The sequence below is a fragment of the Planctomycetia bacterium genome (assembly GCA_015200345.1).
Taxonomy (GTDB): domain Bacteria; phylum Planctomycetota; class Phycisphaerae; order UBA1845; family UTPLA1; genus PLA3.
Map to the genome: position 1 here is coordinate 2,184,378 of CP054187.1, position 18,682 is coordinate 2,203,059.

The window sequence follows — 18,682 nt, forward strand, 5'->3', positions numbered from 1 at the left end:
CTGATCGGCGGGGATCAGGTTACTCGGGCTGGGTCGGTGATTCGGGAGGGGGCTCGTCGGCAGTCGGATCGGTCCCGCACTTGGGGCAATTTCGCGGCTGGCCCGCATCGTCGCGTTCTTCGAAGATCTCGCCGCACTTGGGGCACTTGACTGCGGGCACGCCGGTGTATTTTCCGGAGTAGGGGCTAAGCGCCTGCACGACGTTGACCTTCTCGCTGCGGCGGGCCGAGGGGGTCTCGGCATCGCCCGCGAGTGAACGGCGAACCATTCGCACGTCGGTCGCCGATTGCGGCCCGCTTAGGGAGAACGATTTCTGTGCTTCGGTGCAATACCAATAGGTGCGCGTGTCGTCAGTGTCCGGCACATCGATCGCGCCGGTTGATGTCCAGAAATACAGGCCGACAGCAAGAGCGAGCAGGCCCGCGGAGACGCCGACTTTGATCTTGGCGTTCTTGTCCACCGAAGCGAAGCGTTCCTTTGGGGGGCATCACGCGGGCCTTTGCACCACCGCGAGAAACCGATCCGCCACCGGTCCGGCCAATTGCTATTGACCCAAGGGTATGTTGCGGCGGAAGTTCCAGATCCGCCAGCCCGGTCGCACGGAGTACCGCGTATCGAAATACCGGTGTTCGACGTGGCCGTCAAGGAAGAGCATGGTGTGGAAGGAGAATTTCTTGTGCCACCCGGGGCCGCGGCGGCCCTTGCCTTTCTCGTTTGCGCCGACGAATAGCTGGTCGCACTGGTTTTCCCACATGATGACGAATTCAGAGCCAAGCCCGCCGACGTTCGCACCCAGCACGCGACGCCCCCAGAACAGGAGGTGCTTGTCAAACGAGTTCCCGCCGACGACCTGATCGGTGACCATTTCGGGGATCAGCGGGTCTTCAATGAAAAACCAGTTGATGCTGTAACTGGTGCCGAAGGCCTCCCATGAACTCTTGACGTCTTCATTCTCGATGGGTGCCGGTCCGAAACCAATGGTGGGCGAAAGCGAGGAGATGTCGCCCGGGCAGCGCGTGACCTTCACGTCGGCCTTGCCGATGACCCCCTTGGCCAGGAATTTGTTCAGCGGACGCAGCTCCGGCGGGACGAGGGCGAAATCGGCGTTGTTCTCGCCAGGGTCAGGTCGCGGGGCGCGCTGCCCGCCCCAGGAGTAACTGCTGTAGATGTCCGTGCCGGGGTAGAAGTAATTCGTATTGTTGAACGTCTGGTGAATGTACGTGAACGGAAGGTTGTCGTTCCCGTCGGAGAGGTACAGCCCCATGGCCGATCCGACCTGCCGCAGGTTGGACATGCAGACGGTTTTCTTGCCCTGCTCTTTTGCAAGCGACAACGCCGGAAGCAGGATCGAGATCAGCACGGCGATGATCGAGATCACGACCAGCAGCTCGATCAGCGTGAAACCGCGGCTGCGGAATAACCGTAACGGGGCGCAATGCCGTGTCATCTTGCGTGCTCCAATCGGTCCATTCGCGGGAGCGAATTTCCGGGCGGGCGACGGGCGACCACTCCACCACTTCACCAGCCTCATTCTAAAGGATTCACAGGCCGGGGTAAAGCGGGGGGATCGCCGTGTTTCGCTCCACGATGCAGCGCGTATTCGGGCACAAGCCGGCATTGCTTGTAACGAGAGCGGCGACGGTATGTATACGGTAACTTACCGTACAAACGGCAAGGCGGGAGATCGCGCCCGAGCGTTCTTGGGCCGCCCACAGCAAGAACTCTTTGCTCGTTTATTCGCCCTTGAAGGATCGGCATGCCCAAACCAATCATAATCAATCTCGGAGGTGCCAAGGGTTACCAATTGCGGCAGAAGGCAGCCGAGTACGTTTCCGCGAACCAGAATCGGACAGGGGCGGAACGGGGCAGCGCCGTGGAGCAGGGCTTTGGCGCATTGGCAGAAATTGTAATCAGGGCCAATCTCGGGTTGCCAGAAATTAATCCCGACGATCATCCGGTAGGGTATGACCTGATTCTACGGTCCGGCATAAAAGTCGACGTAAAGTGCAGGGGCGGGAAGCGCCCTTTTGAGGAAGCCTATGATTCTGACGATGGTGTGCCGCGCGAGGCCAAACACAATTTCTTCGCGCGGCAAGTTCACGACAAGAATCTTGATGCTGACATTTACGTCATGACTCACCTTCGAACACCCAGCGTCAGAACCCTGCCCGGCAAGCCGAAGCAGCGCAATTGGATGCTCTATGTATGCGGTTGGGTATCCAAGGAACGAGCATTGAGGGAGGGCGTATACCTGCCGCGGGGATCCTTAACAGAGCAGGGACGCTCTTGGTTTACCTATCGCGGCCAGGAAGTCGAGTTTTATCACCACAATCTCAATGCACTCACGACGATCGAGACGCTTCACGAAATAACTCCAGGGCTTGTAGAACAAGATCGCCGCCGAATTGGCGACCTGAATCTGACAAAGGCTGATGCGGTGCGGATTGGGCGAGACCTTGTGGGCATGGGCATTCTCACGCAAAACCACTTGAAAGAATTACAATCATCTATCGGAGTCGATAAGCCCATCAAGCCGATCCTGCATCCCAATCAGTACATCCACCTGCTTGAGTGGCTGGCGAAGCGGGGGACAATCACATGCGAACAGATCGAAAAGGCCCGCGAAACACTTAAACAAGAGCATTTCACTGGGATTTAGAACAATCTGGCCCGCCTCTCTGCGATCACGCTGGCGAGCCTTTGCTTGCATATTTCGATGTAATCCACGGGGTAGCGCCGGTGCAACAACACTTCTCTGTTTCGTTCAATCCCAATGTAGTGGCGGCCCTCGACGGCGGCGGCCACAAGAAAACTCCCGACGCCGCATGCGTTGTCCAAGACGACATCGCCGGGGTTGGTAAACGTGCGAATCAGGTAGCGCCCCAACGCAACCGGCTTCTGCGTCGGGTGGAGCACGGTGCCTTCGCTCTCCGCTGTTTTAAAATAGACCACATCCGTCGGATAGCGTTCGCCGTTGCTTTTGACGACAACCGGCTTGAACTCACCATAGCTCCCCGTAAACTGATCTTTGCGGAACCCCTTGTTATACGGCTCGCCAACCGACATCTGCGGGTTGTAGGTGGGTTGGTTCTTGTAAAAAATGCATATGTCTTCGTGCTTTCTCAACGGCTGCTTCTTCGCGTTCAGGAAATTGGTGGGCTTCGACTTCACCCATGCAATCTTGTATCGGAACAAGCGCGGATTGGAAAGCATGAGTCGGGCGGTAAACAAGCCTTGCCCCATCAATGCAATCACGCCGCGCGGCTTGATGAGGCGTTCGTATTGCGACCAAAGCCGATCCAGGGGAATCACGCTATCCCACACGTTTTGGGTCGTCCCATAGGGAAGGTCGCACAACACCATGTCCACCGATTCAGAGGGAAGGTCTGGCATGATCTCCAGACAATCGCCCTCGAAAACCCGGTTCAGATAGTCGGCTGCTGTTTTTTTACTTGTTTTCAGCGTCGAGCGACTCCTGGGAATCACGGTCGCAGTTGTCATGAGCATGAAACCTCATCTGTTCATCGCACGAGACTTCGGCGGATCAACACACTGTAGTGCAGTCTTCATGTGTGTCAAGGAGATAGCGCTGTTATATTGGACAATGCACTAACCATCCACTACCCTGTGTTCGCCATGAAGCGAAGAAAGCGACCGCCAGCCAAAAGCGAAACAGCAATGCAGGTTCGGGTCCCGACCAAGCTGCACGATCTGTTCTCGCTGGCGGCCGCAAAAGATAACCGTTCTCTATCAAGTTGGGTACGCGATCGTCTTGAGAAGCTCGCGCGGGAGGAGCTTGCGCCCCCTTCGTCCGGGGCTGGCGGGGCAGGTCGCATCAATAGACGAGAGGGCTAGCCCCAGCTTGGTGCATCGAGGCTATATTGTGCCGACCACCAACACTCTCTACGCCCGATCGATACCGATGTGCTTATTGTCGTCCTCGGTCTTGTTCTGCATCGAGTAATTGTTGTCCTGCCGGGCGTGGTTGACCTTGAGCTTCTGGCGATAGAGGTCCAGCACGTCGGCAGCGGACAGACCCACGCACTGGGCCATCGAGATCCAGAAAAAGAGCAGGTCGATGACTTCGACACGGGCGTTTTGAAGGTCGTGCAGTTCGAACCGGCGGCCTTCCCTAGCCTCGGCGCACCAGTGTTTCCAGTAGGTGCAGTTGCGCAGCTCTTCCAGCTCGTTGGCGGTTGCCATGATGTAATTGTTCAGCCACTCACCGGCCTTGAGAGGGTCGAACTGACGGCGCAATTCATCGGGGTCAAAGCCGATCCGGCGGTTGAGTTCCGATTGGTGCGCGAATAGTTCTTCGAGCATGGCGGGGTCTCCGTGGGGGATCGTCGCCGGCGGCGAGATCGAATTGATCCCAGAATACCCGCGTTTGGCGCGTTCTGCACGCGCGCAGCCGACCGGCGCGGCGTTCTCACGCGCGGCGGGGCATCACGCGCTGGTAGTACTCGGCGTTGATTTGAATGTACTTGATCCACTCGGGGGGCAGGGCGTCGTCGGGAAAGATCGCCTTGACGGGGCATTCATCGACGCAGAGGCCGCAATCGATGCAGACAGCGGGATCGATGTAGAGCATCTCTTCGCGGCCGGCGTTGAGTTCGTCCTTGGTTGGGTGAATGCAATCGACCGGACAGACGGCGACGCACGCGCCGTCCTTCACGCCGATGCATGGTTCCGCAATAACGTAGGTCATGGTTGCCCGCTCCCGTCAGCGCCCGATTCATTGTAGGCCGGCGTTCGGCGATTTCTGATTCGCGTGCGATCCGGCGCGGTTCAGGATGCGCGTGCAGCGCGGAGAGACCATGTCGTACTCGATGCCGCGCCAGACGATGCGCCGCGTCCGCATCGACGCGATCATCAGCGCAAGGAACATCAGCCCCGAGAACGTCACCGCGCTCAAATCCGCCCACGCATCGCGCCAGGTCGCATCGGGCGGGCGCAGCACGCGGCGGACGGCGCGCTGCCGATAGGCCGCTCGACCGATGATCGCCGCCAGCAGCGCCATCCACGCGGCGAAGGCCGGCCACGTGACCCCTGTTGCGCCGATCCAGCCGAACAGCGCCGCGAAGAAGAGAACCGCCGCCGCCGTGCCGCCGACGACAAGATTGAGACACAGCAGCAGGCCCGCGCGCCAGACGTGCGGTGCATAGACGCGCGTCAGGATGATCTGCCGGAGCGCGAACGACCAGAAGCCCTTCAGCGTCGTCGCGTCGCTGCTGGGGGCCAGCGCGTACGGCACGAAGCGGATGTGCAGACCGGCGGCGCGCACGGCCTCGCTCAACGCGTAGTCGTCCGACACGGCATTGTCCCACGCGGCGCGTACGTCGCAGCGATCGAACACATCGCGGCGAATCGCCGTGCCGCCGCCCCAGCAGAAGTTGGAGCGCTCGTCGGCCAGCAGCGTGACCGTCGCCGCGTTCCACGCCGAGCGAAGCTGCGACGCGACGCCACGGCCCGCCGTGTACCAGCGATAGCCCGTCGCCGCTCCCGTCGTTTCCTCGGCCAGGGGCGCCACGAGATGGCCCAGCCAATCAGGACCCGGCACGGCGTCTGAATCCAGAAAAACATAGACTTCTCGATCCGCCGAGACCGCCGCCACCGCCGCCAGCAGGTTGTGAACCTTCTGCCCGCGCGAGGTCGCATCGCCGGCCACGACGCGCCGCGTAACCGGTCGATCCCAATTCGCCGTCATAGCGCCGATCGCCGCATAAGCCGAATCGTCAGCCGAGGCAAACGTGAACACCACTTCGAAGTCCTCGTAGCGCTGGGCCTTGAGCGCGGCAACCGTCTGCTCGAGCTTCTCGTCGATTCCGCAGCAGGGGAGAATGATCGCGACGCGCGGTTGATACCTGAATCGGCCGGCCGCATCGAACAACGCGGGCGCCTCGCGCACGCAACGAGCGACAAATCGATCAAACCGTCGCCCCTCGGCCAGCGCTGCGACCGCGTGAACCATCGCCGCGAGCCATAGTGCCGCCGCCACCCCAATAATCCAGTGCTCCCCGCTCATGCGCGGCATCCTACGGTCCGCCCCGAACGGTGAAAACACAGGCGAGACGCCCTTGCCGAAACCGGCCCCCGGGCACTTCAGGTTACAATCCGCCGCGAACCGGTTCGCGCCGCGCGGTCATCGTCCGCCGCCGAGCGTCTCCTTCAGGATGCCCTTGCCATGAAGAAAGCCATTGTATTGGGCTGCGGCCTGGTGGGCCGAGCGATCGCCGAAGACCTTGCCGCGGACGCCGCGCTGAACGTCACCGTTGCCGACGTGTCGGAGGCCAATCTCGCTCGCACCCGCGCCGACCTTCGCCTCCAGCGCATGCAGGCCGACCTCTCGTCCGCCGAAGGCGTTGCTCGCGCGATCGCGCCGTTTGACCTCGTCGTCGGCGCGCTGCCCAGCGCGCTGGGGCTGATGGCCCTTCGTGTCGTGATCGAGTCGCGTAAGCCCTACGCGGACATCTCGTTCATGGCCGAGGATGCGACGTCGTTAAGCGGCCTGGCGCGCGAGCGCGGCGTCACGGCGGTCGTCGATTGCGGCGTCGCGCCGGGGCTGGCGAACATCCTAATCGGCCAGGCGGCGGCCCGGCTCGCTCGCGTGACCGACGCGGTGTACTACGTCGGCGGCCTGCCGCGCACGCGGAGCTGGCCTTACGAGTACAAGGCGCCGTTCGCGCCGCTGGATGTGCTGGAGGAATACACGCGCCCCGCGCGATTCATCGAAAATGGAAGCATGGTGACCCGACCGGCGCTTTCCGAGCCGGAGCTGATGGACTTCGAGCCGGTCGGCACCCTGGAAGCCTTCAACACCGACGGCCTGCGCAGCCTGTTGACGACGATCCCGGCGGACAACATGAAAGAGAAGACGCTGCGCTATCCGGGGCACGCGGCCCTGATGCGCGTGCTGCGCGAGACGGGCTACTTCAGCAAGGATGAAATAACGCTCAAGAACGGCGCGAAAGTGCGGCCGATTGACGTGACCAGCCGCTTGTTGTTTCCGTTGTGGGAGCTGAAGCCCGGAGAGCCGGAGTTCACGCTTCTGCACGTGCGGGTGTCGGGGCGCGATGCGACCGGAGCAGCCGTGCGATACGTCCATCATTTGTTTGATCAGAACGATGCGGCGACGGGTCATTCTTCGATGGCGCGGACAACGGGTTACCCGTGCGCGCTTGTCGCGCGAATGATCCTCGAAGGGCGTATCAGCGAGCCGGGGATCCATCCGCCCGAAGTGCTTGGGCGCGACGAAGCGTTGGTCGGCGATCTGCTGCGGCGGCTTGCGACGCGCGGCGTGCGCGTGGAATCGCGCGTCGAGGCGGTGGCGTAATTACGGCGTCGGCTGGTAAACCTTCGAACAGACGTAGTTCGCCACGCGATTCCCCTGCACGATGCCCTCGGACTTATCAAAGGACCAGTGGATGCCGAGGTAAATTCGGCTCTGGCCGTTTTCCTCCTCGGCTTGCGAAAGGCTCGCAAAGCTCCGCGGCAGGAGTGGGCGGACGTTGCCTTCGTTGTCCCGTGTTTCGCCGTTGAATTCGTCAGAGACAAACGTAAAGGCGATCTGGTCGGTGCCGAAGAAATTGCGCAGCGTCTGGAAGAGCGCGCCGCCGAAGCCGGCATGGCCGGATGGGTACGCGGGGAACGGCGGCGTGAAGTTCGGGCCGACGAGATTGCTGGCCGGCGCGCCGAGCGGCGTGAAATCGGGGTCGCCCTCGGTCAACGGGTTGTTGTCCCCCAGGCCCAGCGGGCCTGTGCCGACATCCGATTCGCGTATGCCCGCCACGGGGCGCCACAGATTGTAGTAATATTTCGATTCCCAGACGGCGATGGCGGCGTCGGCCAGGCCGATGTTCACCAGTGCCAGCAGGCGGCCCAGTTGCACGACGTCCAGCCCGCGTTCCTTGCCGATCTGCGTGGCGATCTGGTTGTACAGCCGCGGCGGAGCACACAGACTCGGCGTGCCGTCGTAGGCCCAGAAGATGCCCGCTTCGGTTTGGTCGGCGGTGCGGATGGTTGGCGTGTTGATACCGTCGCCCCCCAATGCCTTCGCTTCCGCATAGGCAATGGCGTATTCCACGCTGCTGATGGGCGGGGGCGGCGGACAGCGGAATTGATCGGACCGGCTCATGGCAAACGGCGTCACCTTGTGCCAGTTCGCGCCGAGCGCCTCCTGCCCCGGATTGATCGGGTCGGATCGCCACGCGCCCGGCTGATCGGAAAAAACGTACGGGGTGTTGTCGTCCGACCCGTCGGCGGCGCGCAACGCGAGAATCGCCGCGGCGGCCTGCTGCCCCAGCAGCACGCCGTTGGCCAGCGCGGCGGGGTCGTCGATGTGTTGCAAATCTTCGGCAAGCTTTTCGTCAAACGTCTGTGAATGCGACGGGTAGAGCGCGACCAGCGTATCGTGCGCCGCCTGCGAGACCGCCGCCTTCATGGACGTGTTGGCCGGCGCGGGGGCCAGCCCGGTGTAGCTCTGGTAGCCGCCGTTGATCGCGACGATGGCGTCGAACATGGCGATGTGCACAATGGCCATCGCTCGGCTGGATCGCGTGGGGCCGTACTGGTGGCCAAAGGTACGGACTTCGCCTGCCTTCAGTGGTGTGTGATCCAGCCCGCTGGCGTCGATGGCAATCTTGTTCCACCGAAGCACCCAGCTTGTCGCGTCCTCGCCGCCGGGAAGTGCGCCCAGCCCGGGAATGCAACCGGCTGCGAGCGACAAGGCGCAGAACACGATCAATCCAGCGCGGAAACCGCGGCTGCAAACGATTTGCGTTGCCATATGAGAAAACGCTCCCAACGTATTGTGCGGGATGACAGGGCAGCCGTTCGGACCGAGCCGGTTGGCTCTCACCGATATGCCCGGCCGGGCCGCGCCGACTCCGACACGTCGGTCAAATCGTATGCCCGCGTGAGTTGTCGAGCAAATACCGAACGCGGCGCCCGGCCGAGGAAAAATACAGAACGGCCGCCAAGATGCCGGCGGATCGGTATCGGACCGCTCCGCGTCAATAGAAAAACCGCCGACCCCCGTTGGGGGGGGCGGCGGTTCGAAGTTGCTCATAACCTCGTTGAGCTTCAGATGCGCCGGCGCGATCGACCGCGACGCATCATCGCGAGGCCGACCACCAGCAGCGGTGAGGCGATCGCCGCGCCCGATCCGCACACGCCGCAGGTGTTGTTCTGCAGCGGTGCGGGGTTGTCGGATTGCAGCGCCGGCGCGCCCGGCTCGACGATGATCCCGTTGACGGTCAGGTCGTTGTCGCCGCGCTGGCCGTCGGTCAGGTGCAGCGTGACAACGTTGCCGGCGACTTCGGAGCCGGTGTTGCCGTCAAACAGGAACGTGTAGAAGTGCGGCACCGGGATGATCGGCGTCGGGCCGAACTTGTAGTAGGTGTTCACCGTCGGGTTCGAGTGCATGATGATCTGCACCTCGATCGAGTCGCCCGGACCGATGCCGGTGACCTTGAACCCGAAGAATCCGACCGGGAAGGTGACATCCGGCGGGGTGATCCCCTCGGCCGGCGTGTTCAGCGCTTCGACGTTCATGAGCACGGTGCCCGGCGGCGAGACAATCGTCACGTAGTTGCCGTTGATGTCCTTCAACGACGCGACGTTCGGCTGCAACTTGTCGGGAATGCCGTCGTTGTTGCCGTCGCCGTTGTTGGGGGCGCCGTCTTCCTCGTCGGGGTTGATGCCGTTGCCGTCGCCGGCCTGCCACGTCTTGGTGGCGGTGCAGGTGAACGGCACGCCGTCGATGTTGCCGGTGGCCTGGATCGTATCCGTGCCCGCGCCGCCGGCGCCGGTGTAGATGAACTCACCCTGACCGCTCGCGTCGGTTGTGTCGGTGTTGTTCAGACCGGCGTTCGGACCGCTGGTGATGTTGAAGTTCACCACCACGCCCGCGACCGGCGCGCCGTTGCGCGTGACGGTGACGGTCGTTGTGTGTTCCTCGCCGTTAACGTTTGTATCCGTCGGCGGGGACAGGCTGCATTGCGCGTTGATCCACGTCTTGCTCGCGGTGCAGGTGAACGGCACGCCGGAGATGAGTCCGCCGGCCGTGATCGTATCCGTGCCCGGCTGGCCGTTGCTGGTGTAGGTGAACGTCGCCTGGCCCGCTGCGTTGGTGAAGCGCAGATCGCCTGCGCCGGCGTTCGGTCCGGCCGACACATCAAAGGCCACCAGCACACCGTTCTGCGGCGCGCCGTTGGACGTGACCGTGACGGTCACCGAGTGATCGGTGCCGACCTGGTTTGTCGCCGTCGGCGGCGCGAGGCTGCACGCGGCGTTGATCCACGACTTGGTCGCGGTGCAGGTGAACGGCACACCGGAAATCGCACCGCTCGCCTGAATGGTGTCGGTGCCGGGGCCGCCATCGCCGGTGTACGTGAAGACGGCGTTACCCGAAGCGTTGGTAACTGCCAGGCCTGTGTCGCCCGTGTTCGGACCGGCCGTGACTTCGAACGTAACCAGCACGCCTGGCGCGGCGACGCCATTGTTCAGCACGTTCGCCGTGACGGTGTGCTGCGTGCCGATCTGGTTCGTATCGGTCGGCGGAGACAGCGAGCAGCCGGTGTTGATCCACGTCTTGGTCACCGTGCAGACAAATGGCGAGCCGTCGACGTTGCCTGACGCCTGAATCGTATCGGTGCCGGGTGTTCCGTTGCTGACGTAGTTAAACGTCGCCTGGCCGGCGCCGTTCGTCACCGGCGAAGCCGACAGGCCGGTGTTCGGCCCGGCCGTGATGTTGAAGTTCACCGTCGCGCCCGCGGCGGGTGCGCCGTTGCGCAGCACAGTCACCGTCACCAGGTGGTTGGTGCCGACCTGGTTGGTGGCGGTCGGCGGCGAGAGGCTGCACGACGCCTGCACCCATGTCTTCGTCGCGGTGCAGGAGAACGGGATGCCGTCAAGCAGGCCGCTGGCCTCGATCGTGTCGGTACCGGTCGCGCCGTTGCTGGTGTAGGTGAACGAGCGCTGGCCCAGCGCATTCGTCGGAGCCGCAGCGAGCGACGCGCCGAAGTTCGGGCCGTTGATGACGCTGAACCCGACGTTCACGCCGGCCGCCGGCCCGCCGTTGCGCAGGACCGTGACGGTCACGGTATGCATCGTGCCGACGCCGTTCGCGGCCGTGGGTGGATCAAGCGAGCAGCCGCTGGTGATCCACTCCTTGGTCGCCGAGCAGTTGGTGGTGACGCCGGTGATGGTGGCGGTTGCCGCAATCGTGTCGGTGCCGGCCGCGCCGTTACTCATGTAGGTGAACTCGGCGTGACCCAGTGCGTCGGTCACGTCGGCGCCGTTCTGGCCCGCGTTCGGACCGGCGGTGATGGAGAAGTTGACCGTCACGCCGGCTTGCGGCACGCCGTTGACCAGCACAGTCGATGTTACCGTATGCGACGTGCCGACGAGATTTACACCGGCGGCCGGATCGAGCAGACACTGTGCGTTGATCCAGGTCTTGCTGGCGGTGCAAACCGTCGCGACGCCGCTGACCAGCGCCGTCGCCTGAATCGTGTCGGTGCCGGGCAGTCCGTTGCTCGTGTAGTTGAACACAGCCTCTCCGATGACATTTGTCACGCCGACGCCGGCCGCGCCGGCATTCGGACCGGCCGTCACGAGGAAGTTCACGGTCACGCCATTGGCGAGTACGCCGTTGCGCACCACCGTGACGGTGACACTGTGATTGTCGCCGACCTGATTGGTGTCCGATGCGGGGGCGAGAATGCACCCGGCGTCGATCCACTCCTTGGTCGCCGTGGCCGGCGTCCAGGGCACGCCGTCGATGCTGCCGGTGGCGGTGATGGTGTCGATGCCGACGCCGCCGACGCCGTTGTAGGTGAAGCTGGTGTTGCCGTTCACGTCGGTAAGTCCGACGCCCGCAGTGCCGGTGTTCGGCCCGGCGGTGACGAGGAAGTTGACCGTGATGCCCGCGGCAGGCAAGCCGTTGCGAAGAACGGTCGCCGTAACCGTGTGGCTATCGCCGATCTGGTTGGTGTCGCTTGCGGGCGCGAGCGAGCAGCCGGTACTGATCCAGGTCTTGGCGGCCGACGCGGTAGTCCACGTCACGCCGTCAACATTGCCGGAAGCCTGGATCGTATCGACGCCCGGTCCGCCGGCATCGGTGTACATGAAGACCGCCTCGCCGGCGGCATTGGTGACCACGGCGCCGACGGTGCCGGCGTTCGGGCCGGCCGTCACGGCGAAGTTCACGGTCGCACCAACCGCGGGCACGCCAGGGCGACGCAGCACGGTCGCGGTGACGGCGTGCATCGTGCCGATCAGGTTGGTTGCCGCGGGCGGGGTGAGCGTGCATGTCGGATCGATCCAGTCTTTTGTCGCAGTGCAGAGAATGGGGACGCTGTCGACGAGGCCGGTGGCGCGAATCGTGTCCAGCCCGGGGTTGCCGTTGCTGGTGTAGGTGAATGACGCGTTACCAGCCGCGTCGGTGGTGGCCATGCCGACCGTTCCGACGTTCGGCCCGGAGACAACCTCGAAGTCGATGTTCACGCCCGGCGGGAAGAGCGGCGGGATGCCGTTTCGCAGGACGGTGATCGTCACGGTGTGCATGTCGCCAACGCGATTGACATCGGTGGCCGGCGCAAGCGAGCAGCCGGTGTTGATCCACTCCTTGGTCGCGGTGCAGGTGAACGGCACGCCGCTGATGACGCCGCTGGCCTGAATGGTGTCGACGCCGATCGTACCGTTGCTCGTGTAAGTGAAATCCGCGACGCCCAGCGCGTCGGTCGTGTCCATTCCCGCCGCGCCGGCGTTCGGCCCGGCCGTCACGAGATAGTTCACCGTCACGCCCGCGGCGAACGCGCCGTTGACCAGCACGGTGCTGGTGACGGTGTGATCGCTGCCGATCAGGTTGGTATCCGCCGGCGGCGTCAGCACGCAGACGGGATCGATCCAGGTCTTGGTGGCGTTGCAGACGAACGGGACGCCGTTGATCAGACCGCTTGCCTGAATCGTGTCCGTACCCGGGCCGCCCGCGCCGTTGTACGTGAACGTCGCCTGGCCGGCGCCATCGGTCGCCACGACGCCCGCCGCGCCGACGTTCGGCCCGGCGGTGACATCGAAGTTGATGTTGACGCCGGCGGCGGCAGCGCCGTTGCTCAACACGGTGACGGTCACGCTGTGCATCGTGTTGATCGCATTCGTGTCGGCGGGGGGGGCGAGCGAGCAGGTCGCGTCGATCCAGTTCACCGCGATGTTGCCGGTGGCTGCGCCGAGCGCCGCGGTGATCGTGATGGGGCCTTCGCCGACGGGGCTGGCAACCTCGAACGAGCCGGTGCCCAGCGCGTCGAACGGCGTGGCGACCGGAACAGTGGCGGTGTTATTCGCGTTGTCGACAATGGTCAGCGCGTTGGCCGCACCGCCCGATGCGAACGTTCGCAGGCCCGCGCCGCCGGCCGCGGCGATGGTGATCGGCGCGGGGGGAACAAAGTTCGGCAGGATGTTGTTGCACAGGTCGCGCGCCGTGAGTGTCACGACGAACGGGCTGCCGGCCGCCTGGTTCAGCGTGGCCGGAACAGCGGACACCGTGAAGTGATCAACCGCCGGTCCGGCGATGACGCTCACGTCCACAATGGGGACATTGACAAGCGTAGAACCGGCCGCGCTGACGGTCAACAGGATGTCGGCCGCGGGGCCGGCTGTTCCGCCGGTGCAGTCGACCGCGCGCAGGCGAATGTCGGGGAAGCGAATGGTGCTGGCGATGGTGCTACCGGCGGTGACGGTGAAGGTCACGCTGTTTGCGGCGGGCGTCTCGGCGCCCGCATTGGCGAGCATGACGTCGCCTGCGATGACCACCGCGTTATACAACACCGATGTGTCGAAAACGAAATGGGTCGGCGCGGTGAGCGTGATCGTCGTACCGGCCGGCCATTCGTTGAAGAAGGATTCGGTGATCGTCGGCCCGACCGCGACGGCGTTGAACGCGCCGGTGACGGCCGAGTTGGCGTCGACCACGATCACGTCGGGCACAAACGAGTCGGCGCGGGCGCTCGCCGGGGCGATCAGCCACGAGGCGGCAACGAGCGCGGCGAACGCGGCGCGCGACGATACGAAACGATCGACACGGTTCATCTTGGCGTGGAACGAATTCATGATGCTCCCCTTCCTCTTGTTGAAATACAACGCGCGCCGATTCGCCTTCGTCCATTCAGCGCGGAGCGCAAAGCGCTCGGCTCGGCGACGAGGCGTCGCGCGGACAGAACCTCTCACTGCGTGGTGAGTTCGTGCCCTCCCAGTGCGAACTGGCGCCGGCGATCTGACAAGACGGGATTTCGCCTGCGCCGTCCGGAAACTTTCCCGCTCAATTGAACGCGGCGTCGAGTTGATCGCCGCGCGCGTCCCTTAATCTCCATTCTAATGATTCGCGCCCGCCGACTCCAGCGCTGAACGGCTAGATTATCAAGCCAGCGTGAACTTTCGTGTGTCCTTCGCCGCGCTCGCGAGCGTTGCGGTCCTTGCACCGCAGGATCGGGCCGCTCCAAATGAATACATAGTCCTAATATCCCGAAGCGTCCGATACAATCCCTTCTGCCGCGCGAATCTCTTGCTCGCCTCATTCTTTCCTGCATGAAAGCCCGATCGTCGCGGGGGAGACGCCGGCGCACGGCTTTCCAGGTTGCCGGTTTCGCGCGCGACCGCAACAACGAAAAATCTTTCCGAAAGCAGTCAAACACCGTGCGGGCATTGACTTTCTCGGCCGTTTCTGATGAAGTAGTGGGCAGAGGGAAAGAAAACCTTTCGCACCGCTCGGAGCGAAACGGGGGGCGAAGCAACTCTGTCAAACGCGATGCCTGCCCGCGCGCCGTTCGGCCGTCGACTCTTCTTCTTGCCGGGATGGACCGGAAGAAACCGGAGGTTCAATCATGTTGCGCGCATTCAAACGATTCACATTCAAAGCCCAGGCCTGTCTCTGCGTCATGCTGGTCCTGCACTCGCAGTTCTTCATCGCGGGGTGCGGGCCGGGATTCAGCCTCTTCCCCACGGGCATGTTCATCATTCCGCTTGAAGCGGGCCATCCGATTGTCACCGCGCTGGAGGGCTCTTCCCTCGCGGGGCCGACGGCGCTGGAAGTCACCCCCGGCACGCGGCAGTTCCGGCTGATTTACAGCGACGCGCGCGAGTTGAGCGGCAGCTACATGATGAACGGCGACGCGATCACGCTGGCCGATTTCAACTTCTCGGTGCACGGCGAAGGCGCCAAGCTGGAGTTCAACAGTGCCAAGCAAGTCGCCGCCATCTCGGTGCACGGCGGCCCGACCTGGGCGCGCCCCGCCGATGACAACGGTCGCGTCGTCGCCGCCGACGGCAATTCCACCAATCCCTACATGGCTGCCAATCAGGACATCCTCGAATTGGCCGCATCGCTGGATCAGGCGTCATCACAGAACGGCGGCACGCCGCCTGCGACCCCGCCCGGCGGCGGCGGCCCGATCAAGGGATCAACGGCCTCCGCGACCGGCACGCTGAACTCCATCCTCGCCGTTCTCGCGGCGATCTGGCTTCCGATCGCGAGCATCCTCCAGCCACTGGCGCAGCTTTTCACCGTCGCGTTTGTGCTGGACAACTCGTTCGGCCTGCGATTCGACGGCACGTGGAAAGCCGTGAACTCCTCGAGCAACCTGCTTGTCACTGTATCGGGCGGGAAAATCACCAAGCTCGTCGATGACGCATCGCGCCAGGAGTTGAACATCGTCACCACGCGCCTGGCGGATCGTTCGGGCAATCGGATCACCTGGGTCGTCAATGCGCAAGTCCTCGGACAGGCGACAACCGTCGAGTTCACCTTCGACGTCGAAGAGCTGACCAACGGCAATCTGGAGGGCACGCTGACCGCGCTGGGCAACACCTTCGCCCGCGTGCCGGTCACGATGTCGCGGCTGTAGTCGTCGTGCTGCGCGGCCGCTCCCGCAGGGGGCGGCTTGCGCGCACGACCCAACCCCGGCTGGGCGGCCGGGCCATGCAGCGGCGCTTCGGCGTCGCGAATCCGGCGGCGGGCGAATCGCTCGTCGCGCGCGGGGCCTGCCATTGCATCTCTTGCCATTTCATCCAGAAGGAGGAAGGAACATGACTCGCACGAATTTTATCGCCCCGGCTCTTGCGGCGATTCTGACACTTGTCGCATCGCGTCCGGCGGCGGCGCAGTATGAACAGGTCGAGCAGCCCGCCGACAAAGGCGCCCCGGCTATCCAGAACGCCTTCGCACTGCAAGGCCCCATCAGCCACGGCGATTTGCTCGACCTCGGCGAGGACGACCACTTGCAATACGCACTGCTTGCCGGCCGCGCGGGCGGGCAGATCTTGAGCGGCGGGACGGCCAGCGGCGACGCCCTGGCACTGCAAGGCTCGACGGCCAATGATGGCAACATTCTCCTGAACGCGCTGGGCGGAAACGTCGGCATCGGCACCGGCGCGCCGGCCTTCCTGCTTGATGTCAACGGTGCGGCCAACATCGCCGGAAATCTCACCGTCGGCGGCACGCTTTCAGTGCCGGGCAACTTCAACTTCTCTGGCGATCTCACTGTCGACGGGACGGTCTTTACGCACTTCGTCACGGCCAACAGCCCGCTCCAGCTTCAAACCGACGGCGTCACACGGGTCTATATCGACGACAACACCAACAACGGGAACGTCGGCGTCGGCAATCCGCCGCCCGTGCCGCCGGCCTTCCCGCTCGACGTGAACGGCGATATTCATACGAACTCGCAATTGCGATCATCGATCCCTGACGGCACCGCGCCGATGGTCGTCGCGTCCATGACGCGCGTTGACAATCTCAATGTGGACAAGCTCGACGGCCTCAGCGAAGAGGAATTCGCCCTGCTCGCCGGTCGACCGGGCGGCCAACAACTCAACGGCGGAACGAACAACAACGATCCGCTTACCCTGAACGGCTCGGCGACCAACGACGGCGACGTCATCATCAACCCCAACGGCGGCAACGTCGGCATCATGACGACGACCCCGGGCGAAAAACTCGACGTGGTCGGCGGCAACATCCGCACGAATCAGCAATTCATCTCCACCATCCCCGATGGCACCCCGCCGCTCGTCGTGGACTCCATGACGGTCGTCACCAATCTGAATGCCGACAAACTCGACGGTCGTCATGAAGACGAATTCGCCCTGCTCGCCGGGCGACCGGGCGGCCAGGTGCTGCACGGCGGCGACGCCGCGGGCGACGATCTCGTGCTTGATTCGACCAGCGACCCGATGAAGGGATTTGTCATTCTCAACCCGACGCCGGTCGGCCCCGGCGCCGGCAGCGTCGGCATCGGCACGATGAACCCGACCGAAGCGCTGGAAGTCATCGGCTGCATCAAGGCGGATTGTCTGAAGATCACCGCGCCGAACTTCGTCGGCGTCAGCCCGCTGGGCATGGTCCGTGCAGGCACCAGCGTTGACGTGCTGCCACAGGTAGACGGCACCGCGAAGGTCCGCGCGTCGGCCGTCGGCACGCACAGCACGATGATCCCGGTGAACCTGCACACGTCGCTTTTCGGCACGCAGCAGAAACTGGCCAACGTGCAGGTGTATTACAAGGTGACGTCGCCCAACAGCTTCATCGCGGTGACCCGCGCGCGAATCATGGGGCCGAACGGCACGTTCACGAACCTTGCCGTCAACGCGACGCAGCAGAAGTCCACCGCGTGGACCTCCTACTTCGTCACGCCGGCGACCCCCGTGGACATCACCGGCCCCCTCTACCTGAATTTTGAATTGAACTACACCGGAACCAACACAGCCCACGATATCCAGATCGGCCAGATCATCCTGACGACGGTCGAGTGAGCGCGCCACGGGCCGCACACAACGGAGCCAATGACCCAAAGCGAAAGCCCCGTGCAATGCGCATGGGGCATTGCCTTGGCGACTATGCCGCCTGCAGAGCTATAATCGATCCGGCGAGTCCGAATAGCGGCCCGAACGCCGCCGGAATTGCCCGGCGAATAACCAGGCCTGCTGTTCCGTTTATCTTTGACCGGAGATGGGAGTTTTACCCCTCTGTGTTATCAGGTGTCTCGATGCCTTTTTTCCGACCATTGAAGGCTCGCCGGCTGCGCGGCGGATTCACATTGATTGAGCTGCTCGTCAGCGTCGCGATCATTTCCCTGTTGATCGCCATTTTGCTGCCCTCGCTCGGGGCGGCTCGAGCCAGGGGCCGGCGGACGGCCTGCTCGAGCAATCTGCGCCAGCTCGCCATCGGCATGCGGTCCTACCTGGACTCGAGCGGCGACATCTTTCCGCACGCATCGTTCATGCCGTCGGTGGATCCGTTTCCAATCGGCATGCCGACACCCGACAATCCCGACCCTGATCCGAATCCCGTTGCGATCTATCTGGCCGACGTGCTCGCGCCGCACGTCGGTGACTCGGAGAAGGTCTTTGCCTGCCCCGACGACAACGGGCAGATCGTCCGCGGCGCTCCCAACGAGGGCAGATCCTATTTCTCCACCGAGAAGAGCAGCTACGAATACCGATTCCGTCTCGGAGGCATTTCGATCGCCGAATCGATCAAGCGCATGGCCGAGTTCACCGGCCGCACGATCAACGAGAACACGCTCTGGATTCTGCGCGATTATGACAATTTTCACGGGCCCGGCGGCAAGCCCGGCGCGCGGCGGTACGTGTATTACGATACGCACGTGACGGATTTTGAGAATTAACG

General features: G+C 63.5%; 13 protein-coding genes. 5 read left to right on the forward strand and 8 right to left on the reverse strand.

The annotated features are described in order from the left end of the window. Positions 1 to 19: 19 nt before the first annotated feature. A complete protein-coding gene (locus HRU71_09015; GenBank protein QOJ03619.1) occupies positions 20 to 460 on the reverse strand; it encodes a hypothetical protein in 441 nt (146 codons plus the stop codon). Between the two features lie 84 nt (positions 461 to 544). Then, on the reverse strand, positions 545 to 1,447 hold the full coding sequence (locus HRU71_09020) for a type II secretion system protein (protein ID QOJ03620.1): 903 nt from the start codon (positions 1,445 to 1,447) through the stop codon (positions 545 to 547). 309 nt (positions 1,448 to 1,756) lie between these two features. Here HRU71_09020 and HRU71_09025 point away from each other — a divergent pair, with 309 nt between their 5' ends. Beyond that, complete coding sequence (locus HRU71_09025; GenBank protein QOJ03621.1) at positions 1,757 to 2,659, forward strand: hypothetical protein; 903 nt, start codon at positions 1,757 to 1,759, stop codon at positions 2,657 to 2,659. Here HRU71_09025 and HRU71_09030 read toward each other — a convergent pair. From HRU71_09030 to HRU71_09045, 4 genes are all read right to left on the reverse strand, one after another. Beyond that, positions 2,656 to 3,501 (reverse strand): site-specific DNA-methyltransferase, encoded by an 846-nt coding sequence (locus HRU71_09030; GenBank protein ID QOJ03622.1) that lies wholly within the window; start codon positions 3,499 to 3,501, stop codon positions 2,656 to 2,658. The genes HRU71_09025 and HRU71_09030 overlap by 4 nt on opposite strands. A gap of 402 nt (positions 3,502 to 3,903) precedes the next feature. After that, complete coding sequence (locus HRU71_09035) at positions 3,904 to 4,323, reverse strand: dUTP diphosphatase (GenBank protein QOJ03623.1); 420 nt, start codon at positions 4,321 to 4,323, stop codon at positions 3,904 to 3,906. Positions 4,324 to 4,429: 106 nt separating this feature from the next. Next, positions 4,430 to 4,708 carry a 4Fe-4S binding protein gene (locus HRU71_09040; GenBank protein QOJ03624.1) on the reverse strand — a complete coding sequence of 93 codons (279 nt, stop codon included), beginning with the start codon at positions 4,706 to 4,708 and terminating at the stop codon, positions 4,430 to 4,432. Positions 4,709 to 4,735: 27 nt separating this feature from the next. Beyond that, positions 4,736 to 6,025 (reverse strand): glycosyltransferase, encoded by a 1,290-nt coding sequence (locus tag HRU71_09045; protein QOJ03625.1) that lies wholly within the window; start codon positions 6,023 to 6,025, stop codon positions 4,736 to 4,738. Positions 6,026 to 6,184: 159 nt separating this feature from the next. On the opposite strand from HRU71_09045, the gene HRU71_09050 reads away from it, so the two are divergent. After that, the gene (locus HRU71_09050; GenBank protein QOJ03626.1) at positions 6,185 to 7,333 is read left to right on the forward strand and encodes a saccharopine dehydrogenase NADP-binding domain-containing protein; all 1,149 of its coding nucleotides are present in this window, start codon (positions 6,185 to 6,187) and stop codon (positions 7,331 to 7,333) included. Here HRU71_09050 and HRU71_09055 read toward each other — a convergent pair whose 3' ends face one another. Both HRU71_09055 and HRU71_09060 read right to left on the reverse strand, forming a co-directional pair. Next, positions 7,334 to 8,785 (reverse strand): phosphatase PAP2 family protein, encoded by a 1,452-nt coding sequence (locus HRU71_09055; protein ID QOJ03627.1) that lies wholly within the window; start codon positions 8,783 to 8,785, stop codon positions 7,334 to 7,336. Positions 8,786 to 9,081: 296 nt separating this feature from the next. After that, on the reverse strand, positions 9,082 to 14,109 hold the full coding sequence (locus tag HRU71_09060; GenBank protein QOJ03628.1) for a hypothetical protein: 5,028 nt from the start codon (positions 14,107 to 14,109) through the stop codon (positions 9,082 to 9,084). Positions 14,110 to 14,879: 770 nt separating this feature from the next. Between HRU71_09060 and HRU71_09065 the strand changes: the two genes are divergently transcribed. The 3 genes from HRU71_09065 to HRU71_09075 all read left to right on the forward strand — a co-directional run bounded on the left by HRU71_09065 (position 14,880) and on the right by HRU71_09075 (position 18,680). Beyond that, entirely contained in the window at positions 14,880 to 15,899 is a 1,020-nt protein-coding gene (locus tag HRU71_09065) for a hypothetical protein (protein QOJ03629.1), read from the forward strand. A gap of 181 nt (positions 15,900 to 16,080) precedes the next feature. Beyond that, entirely contained in the window at positions 16,081 to 17,805 is a 1,725-nt protein-coding gene (locus HRU71_09070; protein QOJ03630.1) for a hypothetical protein, read from the forward strand. Positions 17,806 to 18,038: 233 nt separating this feature from the next. Continuing rightward, a complete protein-coding gene (locus tag HRU71_09075) occupies positions 18,039 to 18,680 on the forward strand; it encodes a prepilin-type N-terminal cleavage/methylation domain-containing protein (protein QOJ03631.1) in 642 nt (213 codons plus the stop codon). Positions 18,681 to 18,682 lie beyond the last annotated feature (2 nt).